Here is a 10,779-nt window from a genome sequence, read left to right as displayed (position 1 = left end):
TCGAAATTTATCGATGGCCTATTTCAGACTGTAATGGGCGGAGCTCGTCTACATCCAGGCAAGTGACGACATCAGCTCCGAATCGACGCTCGAGAGGGAGCTCGCGCCGCTTCTGTCCATCAGGGACGCGTTCCCGAAGGTTCTCATCGCCCGCACGAGGCATGAGCCCTATACCCGGGAGGGCGTTCTCGTGCTGGACCTCGCGAGGTGGCTGCTCGGCGAGCAGTGGTTCTGAGCGTAGCGTGGGGCTATCGCGGGATTCTCTCGGATAAGAAAATGCCGAGGGATACGCCCCGGCACTCGGAAGCCCTCCTGGCGGAAAGTCATTCACTTCATATCATTTCCCGCACAGGAGTTCGAACGCGCGCAAATCGATCTGGACGCAAGCAAAGCCCCCAGCCCGTTCCGTGACTCATGGGGAAACCACCCGGGACTACTCCCGCTCGACAACAGAAACCACTGGTCAAAAGTTCGTTACCTTCAGTGTGAGTTCTCAACCTGCTGACTTTTCGTAAGTCGATGATCCTCATTTGATACTCACGCCTATCACGCGCCAGGGAGAAAGGGAATCCGGCCTCCACTCAAATCAGGTCTGCACCGTCTTTTATGAACGACACCATGTTAAGGTGCCTGACGCCGTCTCTCTCCTGCAGCAGGGGATCAAGCGTGAAAAGGTATCGCGGATACCCGTCCCTGATGTAGCCGAATGGCCTGTACTCACGCTCTTCCACGTTCCTATCGGCAATTGTCATCGAAACCTGGATGTAGGCATAGGCGTTGCGCCTGCGGGCGATGAAGTCGCACTCCAGCTTCCCGATGCGGCCTACGGATAGCTTATATCCCCTCGAGCGGAGATAGATGTACAAGGCGTTTTCCAACGAGGGCCCGTAATTCAACCGGACATCGATGTTGCGCGCAAAATAGATACCCGGATCCGCAAGGTAGTACTTCTCCTCGCCACGCAACGATTTGCGGGACTTAAGGTCGAATCTCTCGCATCTGTAGAGCACCTTGGCGTCAACGAGCATCTGGATGTAGGAGGCGATCGTCCGCCGCTCGACGGCAATGCGCTCCGTCTTAGTGAAATAGTCATGAAGGTTGGTGAGGCTCGTTGGCGCACCATAGTTGTTGATGACGTAGGTCATGACACGGTTGAACGTATCAATGTTCCGGATCTTGTTGCGAGACCTGATGTCCTTGTCGACGATCTGCCCAACGACATCCTCGATGTAGCGAGCCTTTGCCTCGGGATCTTCGTATTCCAGAGACCGAGGAAACCCGCCATAGCGTAGATATTCGTCAAATTCGATTCGCGCGTCACCGACCGCCTTGCCCATGAACCTCTTCATATCGAGGAACTCGGAAAAGGACAGGGTGAACATCTCGAACTCCACGTATCGGCCCGTGAGCTTGGTCATCAGCTCGCCAGACAGCAGATACGAGTTGGAGCCTGTGATGAATATCGAGAAGCCGCCATCCGAGTTGTAGGCGTTCACGACCTCCTCGTAGTCTCGGACGTTCTGCACCTCATCGATGAAGAGGTATTTGAAGTCGTTGTCAGCCAGAAGCGACTCGATTTTTTTCTCCAGCTGCTCAGGCGTCTTAATCGAGCGGTTTCCGCGCTTATCAAGATCGAGGTAGATGATGTCCTTATCTTCGACGCCGCGATTTCTTAGTTCTTCGGCAATCGCTGCCATGAGGCACGATTTGCCGCAGCGACGAATACCTGTGATTACCTTGATTAGATCGTCATCGTAGAACGGTCGAATCTTTTTCAGATATTGCTCGCGATGGTACAGTTTCATGTAAACCGCCTCCTCTGCCTAGTTTATCAGAGGAGGCGATAATCGTCAGTTAAGACACTAATATTTTTGATTTTTCAGAAGTTGGTTCCTTAAACCTTATTCCCATTCGATGGCGTCGGTTCTGCCGTCCCGTCACTCCAGTTACACCCAGTTTTCGGCATCGACACGGAACGCGTGCCGCCGAATGACGCGATGTCGCGTTTCGTCGGCTTCGGGGACAAAAGCTGGGACAACCTCAAAAACTTTTTTCAAACTCAGGGCTTTGAGTTTTTGTTTTTGTCCCAAAGTGCGCGGCGGGTCGCCTTTGGAGGCTCGATGGCGCCGAAAACGCCCGTTTTGAAACTCAACCGCCCTTTTGCCCGCAAGCCGCCAGCTGCAATCGCAAGTGAATTAACGCGGGTGGCTTGCGCGCCATTTGCAAAACCCCAGGTCGCAGGTCTTCGCCATTCGTGAACAAAGTGAGTAGTCTCAGGTGGCTTGCTTATGAGTTGGCGAACGGGCCTTCAGGATTCAGGGCAAACATGCTGGTAGAATAGGATTCTCAAATCAATGACAGGAGTCCGAGCATGGCCGAACCCCACGATAGGAAGCCGATCCTCACGATCGAGCAGCAGATAGAGCACCTCAAGCAGAAGGGCGTAGCCTTCGAACTGTGTTCCGAGGAAGAGGCCGCGGACTACCTGCGCGACAAGTGCAACTTCTTCAAGCTCGCATCCTACCGCAAACTCTTCTCGAAATACGAGGGAGGCCCGCGCGACGGCCGCTACGTAGACCTCGACTTCGGCCAGCTGCGCCTGCTCGCGGCGCTCGACCAGGAGCTGCGCCACGCCCTGCTCGGCATGACGCTCGACATCGAGCATTTCCAGAAGGTGACACTGCTTCGCGAGATGGAGGACCGTGGAGAGGACGGCTACGCCATCGTGGCCGACTACATGGCATCGCTTACCACTGCAAACAGGGAGTACCGCCTGCGCGAGCTCAAGATGAGCGGCCGCAGCCCCTACAGCTCGAGCCTCTACGCGAAGTACTCCGGCGACATGCCTGCCTGGGCCTTCCTTGAGCTCACCTCGTTCGGCACCCTCATCGACTTCGTGCGCTTCTGCGCCAGGCGATGGGGCGACAGGCGCCTCGAGGCCTCCCACTACGACCTCAAGCGCGTGAAGTCCGTCCGCAACTGCGCCGCGCACGGCTCGTGCCTGATCAACTGCTTCGCCGAGAGGGGCGCCGCCCGGGGCTCGGCGTCCAGCGGCGTCTCCCGAAGGGTCGCCGCCGTGGGGATTCCCAAGGCGACCAGGAGGAAGTGGATGGGGAATACGGCCATGCAGGAGGTCGCGACCGTGCTCGTGGCGCACTCCGGCTTGGTACCCGAGGGCTCCTCGCGCTCGCGCGCCGCATCCGAGCTCGCCGAGATGTTCGCCAGGGCCGACGGCGAAACCGAGGCGCTGCCCGACAAGGGGCCCGACGCCGCAGCTCGCTCCGCGCTCGAGTTCCTTCGCAGGTTGACAGAATCGCTCGGGTTGGTAGAATAGCCTGCAGATAGCAAAACCTTCACGGTTTTAGGGGCGGACTTGCGCAAGCGACTCTGCCCTATTTTTATATTCACTCGCTATAGGAGACGGATGATACCTGGGTCAATGACAGAACTGAGAAGCCCGGAATAATGGAGCCAGTTAGAAACCCTCGGGTTTGCGGGGCGGGATCGTGAGAGCGATTCTACCCTATTTTTTTCCTCCGTCTGCCCCAACCAAGTAGTTCGAAGATAGCCTGTAGGTGTCCTCGTGGGCGCCTTTTATTTTCAGGGAATCGGCCGCTTCATGAACGAGCGACCGGCTTGACCTAGATCGAACCGCCTTCATCTCCGTCTAGGCGCCGGCAATCAACATCGTGAATCCGCGCGTGCTACAATGCGGGCACCAGAGATGAAAACACAGTCCCCGTCGGGTAGTCGTGGGCGTGCGGGAGTCCGCATCAGTAACCTGCCTCCTTGGTTGTCCCTTCTCTGCATGGTCATCTACATAAAGGAGGAACCAGCCATGCAGATCAGCGTGTCGTCCACCCTGACCGTATATCACGACGGCCAATTCTGGGTCGGGCTGGCGGAGCATGTCGAGGACGGCAGGTACGGCGTCGCCCGCATCGTCTTCGGCGCAGAACCGTCCGATGAGGAGATCCTGCGATTCGTTACAAGCAAATGGGCGAAGCTCGCGTTCTTCGGTGACGATCCCGCGGAGGCGAGCGAGCCCGCGAAGAACCCCAAGAGACGCGCCCGCGAGGCGGCGAAAGCCCTCAAGCAGCCGGCGATGAGCACCAAGGCGCAGCAGGCGCTCGCGAATCAGCGGGAGACGATGAAGCGGGAATCGGCTCAAGCAAGAAGCCAGCGTCGCGCGGATGAGGCGGAGGCGCGCTTCGAGCAGCGAAAACTGAAGCGCAAGCGGAAGCATCGCGGGCATTGATCGCCATTTGCAGCAAGCCTCATACAGAAGCGGTGTCGGTTCCATTTGAACCGACACCGCTATCTATTGCGTCGCTCGTTTCGCTAAATCAACTTTATAGGATGGCGGATCACGGTCTTGAGCTTCTCCGGCGCGCACTTGCGCGGGTCGGAGAGGTAGATTTCGTGATGGAGACGGGATTCGGAGAAATCGGGGGCGTAGCCCTCCTCCGCTGCAAATGCGCGCATGGCGTCTATGGTCGCCGGCTCGCCGTCGTAAGGCCCGGTGTGCATGCACTGAACGCAAAAGCCCTCGCCGACCCTCAGCAGCTCGACCGCCGAGAAGTCCAGCTTCTTCTTGGCGGCAGCTTCCGAAACGGCCCAGTCGAAGTCCTCTCGGGTGACGAAATCGGGTGGGCGGATGTTCGGCATTTTGCCGCTCCAGCAGCGCCTCGTTTCCCACGCCGTCGTGAAGCGAGTGCCGCCGAGTGACGCGTCTGCTACGGAACAATCGCCTTGTAATAGGCGCCGAAGTCTGCGAGCGAGTCTATAACGGGCATCATTTGCCGGCCGAGCTCGGTGAGCCCGTACTCAACGCGGGGAGGGTTTTCACCATAGTCGTGGCGAAAGACGAGGCCGTCATCCTCCAGCTGGCGCAGGCTGTCGGTAAGCACCTTCTGAGAGATGCCTTCAAGGTCGCGGCGCAACTCGTTGAAGCGCCAGGGCCGCTTGCGCAAGTTGCGAATGATGAGCAGCTTCCACTTGCCGCCGATGAGCGCCACCGCCGTCGCTACCGGACACTCCGGAAGTTCCTCTTTGGCCATCACGGGAGGCCCTCCTTCTTGATCGCGCCGGTTTCACAAAAAAATACGTAGTTACAAATAAGTGCGTACTCGCTTTTGCATGCACTATCACGTGAAATATAGCTCAAGCGGGATATGCCCGCAAGGCAAATCGGTTCTCTGAGAGAGGAACTACTATGGTTAATTACGCGAAGACCAGCACTGGTGACGAAGGTCGCGTCGAGCTGCACGAGGCGCTCGGCCTCACCGGGGCAGAGGTGAGCATCAACAAGCTTCCCGCCGGCGCCGACGTTCCGTTCGTCCATGCGCACAAGGAAAACGAGGAAATCTACGGCGTGCTCGAGGGCGCTGGCACGGTCACCATCGACGATGAGGATATCGAGCTTGCAGTCGGCGACTGGCTGCGCATCTCCCCCGCTGCGCGCCGCAGGTTCCGCGCCGCGGCCGACTCGGGCATCACCTACGTCTGCATCCAGGTCAAGCAGGGCTCCCTCGGCGCCTTCACCGCCGACGACGCCATTATGTGCTAATTCTGATTCGGGAATACGGCAAGGCTACTAACCCCATCTTTGAGGTGTTCTACCTTGACAATGCCCACGGTATCATCGTCGTTGTCTCTGCCTTTTGCAGGGATGGGTTTCTCCGATGCGTTCTTGCCGTATATCCGCACGAAGCTGGGCATTGCTGCGCAAAACTCGGGCCCTGCCGGGTTTTCGCTTGACGCAAGGCCGTGTTCGAGGAGCAGAAGGCCCGCATGGAGTTGGAGATACGCGCCGCCTGCCCAGAATGGGCCTACGCTTAAGATGAGCTACGGGAATCGTGGCGACTTGACACCGCTCGCATGCCTCCTTCGGAATAGGCGCCGAGCAGCTCCTGTGCATGGGCGAACTCAGGCCCTCGCCTCCAACCGAGCAGGCGGTTGACCGCGAGATTTCCCTGGACGTTGTGGACGAAGAGCAGGTAGGCGTCTTCGTGCGAAAGCCCGGTCTTCTCCATGATCGAGGGAACCATTTGCTCGGCGCCGCGCTCGACGACGTGCTGTGCCACGCGGGCATACGCGTCGTCATCCAAGTAGAGCAGATAATAGTCCTCGTTTGCCGGCGGGCGCTGGCAGAGGGCCCCCGCTTCCGTTCCTTCGAGTGGGGGTGCCGCCGCCAGGGCCTCGTCGATAAGCGCGTCGAGCAGCGCGAATTTGTCCTCGTAGTGCAGATAGAACGTGCCGCGGTTGATATCGGCGCGGCGGCAGATGTCCGCCACCGTCATCTTCGCGAAGCCGACCTCGGCCAGCAGCGCGAAGAACGCCTCCTGTATGATCGAGAGGGTGTAGCGCCGCCGGCGGTCGATCTTGGTTTCTCCCATCGCCTCTCCAATCTGAGTCGTTTGACAATGTCCAGTAGCTGTTCGTTTATCGACAGGTGCACGCGTTTGTTCATTGCCCCTACGAAAATCAACAAGGATACTGTTTATAGACACCTGTTTATAATAGCTGAAAGGGAGCACGGATGACCCTGTACGAGAAGCTCGGCATCGGGCTTGTCAGCCGATCGTTTTCCCATCGGGCCGTCTATCGAAACGGCGGCACGTCATACGATTTGAGCGATTGCGAGCCTGCTGCTTGCAAGCAAGATATCGAGGCTTTTGCCCGCAAGGTGGGGGAGGCTGATTGCGTGTTTACGGGAGAGGCAGGTAGGCAGGCGTTATGAGCATCTGCATCAAAAATCAGATTCAGAATATGAATATCGTCATCGGGTGCACGGTGGGGTGTCCATATTGCTATGCCCGTAACAATGTGAAACGTTGGCATATGATTGACGACTTCGCTGATCCTGCGTTCTTCCCGAGCAAGCTCAAGATGATGGAAAAGAAACGCCCGCAGAACTTTCTCCTTACCGGCATGAGCGATCTCTCCGGGTGGAAGCTGGAATGGCGAGACGAGGTATTTGCAAAGATCCATGAGAATCCACAGCATCAGTTCCTGTTCCTGACCAAGAGACCCGATTTGCTGGATTTAGATACCGACCTGGAAAACGCATGGTTCGGCGTTACGGTGACGAGGAAAGCGGAGCTGTGGCGTATCGACGCCCTTCGGAAAAACGTCAAAGCAAATCACTTCTTCGTTACTTTTGAGCCGCTATTCGACGATCCCGGTACGGTCGACCTTTCCGGAATCAACTGGATCGTCGTCGGTACCATGACCGGGGCGCAGAGCAGGAAGGTTCATACGGAACCGGAGTGGGCATGGTCTTTGACGGACCAGGCGCACGCGCTTGGCATTCCAATGTTTATGAAGGAAGACCTCGTCTCTGTCATAGGGGACGAAAACATGATCCAGGAATTGCCGGAAGAATTCGAAAGAGTGCTGGAGGTACAGAGAACATGGCGGAAGTGATCGATGGAATCCTCATCAATGAGGTGGAAGCAAAGAACATCATGACCAAGTCCAGCCTGCCGGTAGGCGGCTACTCGGTCAATCCCTATGTAGGCTGCACGCATGCCTGCAAGTATTGCTATGCCTCCTTTATGAAGCGCTTTACCGGACACAAGGAGGAATGGGGCACCTTTCTTGATGTGAAGCATTGGCCGGAAATCAAGAATCCGAAGAAATACGCTGGACAGCGGGTGGTTATCGGTTCTGTGACGGATGGCTACAATCCACAGGAGGAGCGATTCGGGAATACCAGGAAACTCCTGGAGCAGCTGATTGGCAGCGATGCAGATATTCTGATCTGCACAAAGTCCGATCTTGTGGTACGGGATATCGATCTGCTGAAGAGGCTTGGACGAGTGACCGTTTCATGGTCGATCAACACGCTGGATGAGAACTTCAAGAACGATATGGACTCCGCGTCGAGCATCGAGCGTCGTATCGCTGCTATGAAGCAGGTGTATGACGAAGGTATCCGTACGGTCTGCTTCGTGTCCCCGGTATTTCCCGGCATCACGGATTTTGAGATGATTTTTGAGCGAGTAAAGGATCGGTGCGATTTGTTTTGGCTCGAAAATCTCAATCTTCGGGGTGGTTTCAAAAAAGCAATCCTGGATTATATCGCCGAGAAACATCCCAATCTCGTACCGCTTTACGATGAGATCTATAACAAGCGCAACCGTAGCTATTTTGAAGCGCTTGAAGTAAAAGCCGAGGAAATGGCCAAGAAGTACGATTGCCCCTTTGTGGACAACGAAATGCCTTATGGCAGAGTCCCCCAGGGGCATCCGGTGATCGTGGACTACTTCTATCACGAGGAAGTCCGAGGGTCAGATAATAGCGGAAAAAGAAATCGTTAAACGGAAACCGACGACGATTCGCTCGAGCGATTAGCGTCCACGCGTGGCTTCTGCCGATTGGCGCAACGGGCGACGGATTAAGGGATCGCTCGGGCGGATGATCCCGCTGCAGTACAGGCGGTCGCTCAATTTAGCGGCATGAGCGTTTTCGCACGGAAAATCAGTATCTTGTACCGTGGGTGCGCGACGACACGTTTCTGCAGGGTGCGACATGGCGCGAGAGCCTCGGACGATACGAGCGCTTCGTGCACGAGCGCGGAGCTGGCCGCGTGCTGCTGCTGGAGCTTGGCGTGGGCGAGATGACCCCCGGCATCATCACGCTCCCGTTCTGGAGCATGGCCGCAAAGCTGCCGGATGTGCATCTGTTGAGCGTAAACATCTCGGGCGACTCAGCCCCCTTGCAGCTCGGAAGCAAGGCGGAGGCAATCCAGGCCGATTTGGGCGCACTGCTCTCGGCGGCGCGGGTGGGCGACGGTGCTTAAGCCTCTTTGTTAGTCGCTTTGAGATAATCCTCGTCGTTCACAGGCTCCAACCACTCGTTGGAGGTCTCCTCGCCCGGAACCTCCAGCGCGAGATGGGAGAACCAGCCGTCGGGCGCGGCTCCGTGTCAATGCTTCACCCCCGGGGCGATGTTGACCACATCGCCCGGGCGCAGCTCCTGTGCCGGCTTTCCCCATTCCTGGTAAAACCCTCGACCAGTCACAGCATGCCGGCAGCGAGGTCAATGCGCATTCGCTCATGCTACAATCCAACCACCAGAGATGAAAACACAGTCCCCGTCGGGTAGTCGTGGGCGTGCGGGAGTCCGCATCAGTAACCTGCCTCCTTGGTTGTCCCTTCTCTGCATGGTCATCTACATAAAGGAGGAACCAACCATGCAGATCAGCGTGTCATCCACCCTGACCGTATATCATGACGGCCAATTCTGGGTCGGGCTGGCGGAGCATGTCGAGGACGGCAGATACGGCGCCGCCCGCATCGTCTTCGGCGCGGAACCGTCCGATGAGGAAATCCTGCAATTCGTTACAAGCAAATGGGCGAAGCTCACGTTCTTCGGTGACGAGGCCACGGAAACAAGCAAGCCCGCGAAGAATCCCAAGCGACGCGCTCGCGAGGCAGCGAAAGCCCTTAAGCGGCCCGCGGTGAGCACCAAGGCACAACAGGCGCTCGCAGCACAGCGGGAAGCGATGAAGCGGGAGTCGGCTCAAGCAAGAAGCCAGCGTCGCGCGGATGAGGCGGAGGCGCGCTTCGAGCAGCGAAAGCTGAAGCGCAAGCAGAAGCATCGCGGGCATTGATCGCCATGTGCAGCAAGGCAAACCATATACAGCAGTGGGGCCAGTTCCACTTGAAGCCGACGCCGCGTAGACGCTAATGGTGACGGCTATGCACGGGCACGGGCGAGCCACTGCACTTCACAGCTTGTTTCTCAAGTTTCTCAAGTATTTGGGACGCACACGCGGCGTTCAAAAATGCGGAGCGACTCCACATGGCTCGAGACTGAGCCGAAGTGCCCTACTTCTCGCCCTCCAGCAGCCCCACGATACGGTCGATGTCGACGGCGAAGTGGGGCCTTCCCTCGCGCTCGTAGCGGTCGAGGTACGCCTGGCACTCGGAGACAATGCGCTTGGTGTTGCCGTCGATGATGCGCTGGAGCGTCTCGTAGTAGGCCGAGCCCTCGGTCCTGAAGCGGCGCTGGTAGGACTTGGTTATGGGGAACATCTTGATGTAGTGGATGCCGTGGCGGCAGCCGGGGCGCGTCGTGGGGCGGGGTGGCAACGCAAAGTACTGGTCTTTGGGCACGTTGGGGGCGATGTTGGAATGCAGCGGTACGGCGAAGTCCCTGCGCTTCCCGCGGAAACGCAGCCTCACCACCACGATGCAGGGGAGATTGTGCTTAAGCATGAGCTCGCGGTCGCCCTCGACGAGGTCGAAGAAGTCCTGGGAGATGGATACGACCTTCACCGGTTGCGCCCCCTTCATACGAAGCGGGGCCCGCATCGCTGCAGGCCCCTACAGGTGGGCGATATTCTACGCCTTGCGGCACCCCGTCGCCCACGGAGGTTAAACGTACACGTAAGCCGTACTCTGAAAGCCGCGGCTTCCGGCAAGCAGTTTATACCACGAAAGGTCGCTTTCAACGCGCATAGCTCGCAAAATAACACTCGCTGGGCCGTCACCCCTGGCCGTTGCCCTCCAATCTTCATTGGAGTCAGCAGGTCAATTCATATAGTTATGGGGGTGTATCCTAAAGGAAATCAAATTAATACCCCCATAACTAAGGAATTTTCTATTCCCACTCAATAGTTAAAAATTCTCTCCAGTTTGTTCCAGTTTGTCGCAGTTTGTTCTAGTTCGCCCAATTTATACCCAGTCTCAAAAATTGACGAAAATCCATGGGGTCAAATTTGGGTCACGGTTTTTCGGGTTATCTGGGTCAATCTCTGGGGTCACGGGG

Annotated in this window: 13 protein-coding genes and 1 pseudogene; 9 read left to right on the top strand and 5 right to left on the bottom strand. The window is 57.3% G+C overall.

Annotation, left to right across the window (positions count from 1 at the left end; all coding sequences use genetic code 11):
- Nucleotides 1–581: 581 nt before the first annotated feature.
- A complete protein-coding gene (locus DWV48_RS08585) occupies nucleotides 582–1,805 on the bottom strand; it encodes an ATP-binding protein (protein ID WP_118654380.1) in 1,224 nt (407 codons plus the stop codon).
- Nucleotides 1,806–1,979: 174 nt separating this feature from the next.
- On the opposite strand from DWV48_RS08585, the gene DWV48_RS09115 reads away from it, so the two are divergent.
- From DWV48_RS09115 to DWV48_RS08570, 3 genes are all read left to right on the top strand, one after another.
- A complete protein-coding gene (locus DWV48_RS09115; RefSeq protein WP_129583900.1) occupies nucleotides 1,980–2,258 on the top strand; it encodes a hypothetical protein in 279 nt (92 codons plus the stop codon).
- A 113-nt stretch (nucleotides 2,259–2,371) separates the two neighbouring features.
- The gene (locus DWV48_RS08580; protein WP_075844146.1) at nucleotides 2,372–3,334 is read left to right on the top strand and encodes an Abi family protein; all 963 of its coding nucleotides are present in this window, start codon (nucleotides 2,372–2,374) and stop codon (nucleotides 3,332–3,334) included.
- 504 nt (nucleotides 3,335–3,838) lie between these two features.
- Nucleotides 3,839–4,258, top strand: a complete 420-nt coding sequence (locus DWV48_RS08570) for a YjdF family protein (RefSeq protein ID WP_118654379.1) — start codon at nucleotides 3,839–3,841, stop codon at nucleotides 4,256–4,258.
- An 83-nt stretch (nucleotides 4,259–4,341) separates the two neighbouring features.
- Here the strand turns inward: DWV48_RS08570 and DWV48_RS08565 are convergent.
- Nucleotides 4,342–4,659, bottom strand: a pseudogene (locus tag DWV48_RS08565) (GyrI-like domain-containing protein); the annotation flags it as partial.
- Between the two features lie 77 nt (nucleotides 4,660–4,736).
- The gene (locus tag DWV48_RS08560; protein WP_117820992.1) at nucleotides 4,737–5,063 is read right to left on the bottom strand and encodes a helix-turn-helix domain-containing protein; all 327 of its coding nucleotides are present in this window, start codon (nucleotides 5,061–5,063) and stop codon (nucleotides 4,737–4,739) included.
- A gap of 152 nt (nucleotides 5,064–5,215) precedes the next feature.
- On the opposite strand from DWV48_RS08560, the gene DWV48_RS08555 reads away from it, so the two are divergent.
- Nucleotides 5,216–5,569: a cupin domain-containing protein gene (locus tag DWV48_RS08555; protein WP_118654378.1), complete on the top strand. Its 354-nt coding sequence runs from the start codon at nucleotides 5,216–5,218 to the stop codon at nucleotides 5,567–5,569.
- Nucleotides 5,570–5,837: 268 nt separating this feature from the next.
- On the opposite strand, the gene DWV48_RS08550 is transcribed toward DWV48_RS08555, so the two are convergent.
- Complete coding sequence (locus tag DWV48_RS08550; protein ID WP_118654377.1) at nucleotides 5,838–6,398, bottom strand: TetR/AcrR family transcriptional regulator; 561 nt, start codon at nucleotides 6,396–6,398, stop codon at nucleotides 5,838–5,840.
- 143 nt (nucleotides 6,399–6,541) lie between these two features.
- Between DWV48_RS08550 and DWV48_RS08545 the strand changes: the two genes are divergently transcribed.
- The 5 genes from DWV48_RS08545 (at nucleotide 6,542) to DWV48_RS08520 (ending at nucleotide 9,619) form a co-directional block, all read left to right on the top strand.
- Nucleotides 6,542–6,742 carry a hypothetical protein gene (locus DWV48_RS08545; RefSeq protein ID WP_118654376.1) on the top strand — a complete coding sequence of 67 codons (201 nt, stop codon included), beginning with the start codon at nucleotides 6,542–6,544 and terminating at the stop codon, nucleotides 6,740–6,742.
- The gene (locus tag DWV48_RS08540; RefSeq protein WP_055252677.1) at nucleotides 6,739–7,428 is read left to right on the top strand and encodes a radical SAM mobile pair protein A; all 690 of its coding nucleotides are present in this window, start codon (nucleotides 6,739–6,741) and stop codon (nucleotides 7,426–7,428) included. Before DWV48_RS08545 ends, DWV48_RS08540 begins: the two co-directional genes overlap by 4 nt.
- Complete coding sequence (locus tag DWV48_RS08535; RefSeq protein ID WP_055252675.1) at nucleotides 7,416–8,324, top strand: radical SAM mobile pair protein B; 909 nt, start codon at nucleotides 7,416–7,418, stop codon at nucleotides 8,322–8,324. Before DWV48_RS08540 ends, DWV48_RS08535 begins: the two co-directional genes overlap by 13 nt.
- 179 nt (nucleotides 8,325–8,503) lie before the next feature.
- Nucleotides 8,504–8,806: a hypothetical protein gene (locus DWV48_RS08530; protein ID WP_118654375.1), complete on the top strand. Its 303-nt coding sequence runs from the start codon at nucleotides 8,504–8,506 to the stop codon at nucleotides 8,804–8,806.
- Nucleotides 8,807–9,199: 393 nt separating this feature from the next.
- On the top strand, nucleotides 9,200–9,619 hold the full coding sequence (locus DWV48_RS08520) for a YjdF family protein (protein ID WP_118654374.1): 420 nt from the start codon (nucleotides 9,200–9,202) through the stop codon (nucleotides 9,617–9,619).
- 217 nt (nucleotides 9,620–9,836) lie between these two features.
- Here DWV48_RS08520 and DWV48_RS08515 read toward each other — a convergent pair whose 3' ends face one another.
- Nucleotides 9,837–10,286 (bottom strand): hypothetical protein, encoded by a 450-nt coding sequence (locus DWV48_RS08515; protein ID WP_117774390.1) that lies wholly within the window; start codon nucleotides 10,284–10,286, stop codon nucleotides 9,837–9,839.
- Nucleotides 10,287–10,779: the final 493 nt, after the last annotated feature.

Origin of the sequence: Collinsella sp. AF08-23 (genome assembly GCF_003479805.1) — a bacterium.
Classification (GTDB): Bacteria; Actinomycetota; Coriobacteriia; order Coriobacteriales; family Coriobacteriaceae; genus Collinsella.
The sequence above is the reverse complement of the archived record's forward strand: the minus strand, read 5'-3'. Positions and strand labels throughout refer to the sequence as shown.

What these genes read in the sequence shown, in the direction of transcription:
- DWV48_RS08585 (WP_118654380.1), bottom strand. Translation starts at nt 1,805, where the DNA reads ATGAAACTGTACCATCGCGAGCAATATCTGAAAAAGATTCGACCGTTC.
- DWV48_RS08545 (WP_118654376.1), top strand. Translation starts at nt 6,542, where the DNA reads ATGACCCTGTACGAGAAGCTCGGCATCGGGCTTGTCAGCCGATCGTTT.
- DWV48_RS08535 (WP_055252675.1), top strand. Translation starts at nt 7,416, where the DNA reads ATGGCGGAAGTGATCGATGGAATCCTCATCAATGAGGTGGAAGCAAAG.
- DWV48_RS08520 (WP_118654374.1), top strand. Translation starts at nt 9,200, where the DNA reads ATGCAGATCAGCGTGTCATCCACCCTGACCGTATATCATGACGGCCAA.
- DWV48_RS08540 (WP_055252677.1), top strand. Translation starts at nt 6,739, where the DNA reads ATGAGCATCTGCATCAAAAATCAGATTCAGAATATGAATATCGTCATC.
- DWV48_RS08550 (WP_118654377.1), bottom strand. Translation starts at nt 6,398, where the DNA reads ATGGGAGAAACCAAGATCGACCGCCGGCGGCGCTACACCCTCTCGATC.
- DWV48_RS08580 (WP_075844146.1), top strand. Translation starts at nt 2,372, where the DNA reads ATGGCCGAACCCCACGATAGGAAGCCGATCCTCACGATCGAGCAGCAG.
- DWV48_RS08570 (WP_118654379.1), top strand. Translation starts at nt 3,839, where the DNA reads ATGCAGATCAGCGTGTCGTCCACCCTGACCGTATATCACGACGGCCAA.
- DWV48_RS08555 (WP_118654378.1), top strand. Translation starts at nt 5,216, where the DNA reads ATGGTTAATTACGCGAAGACCAGCACTGGTGACGAAGGTCGCGTCGAG.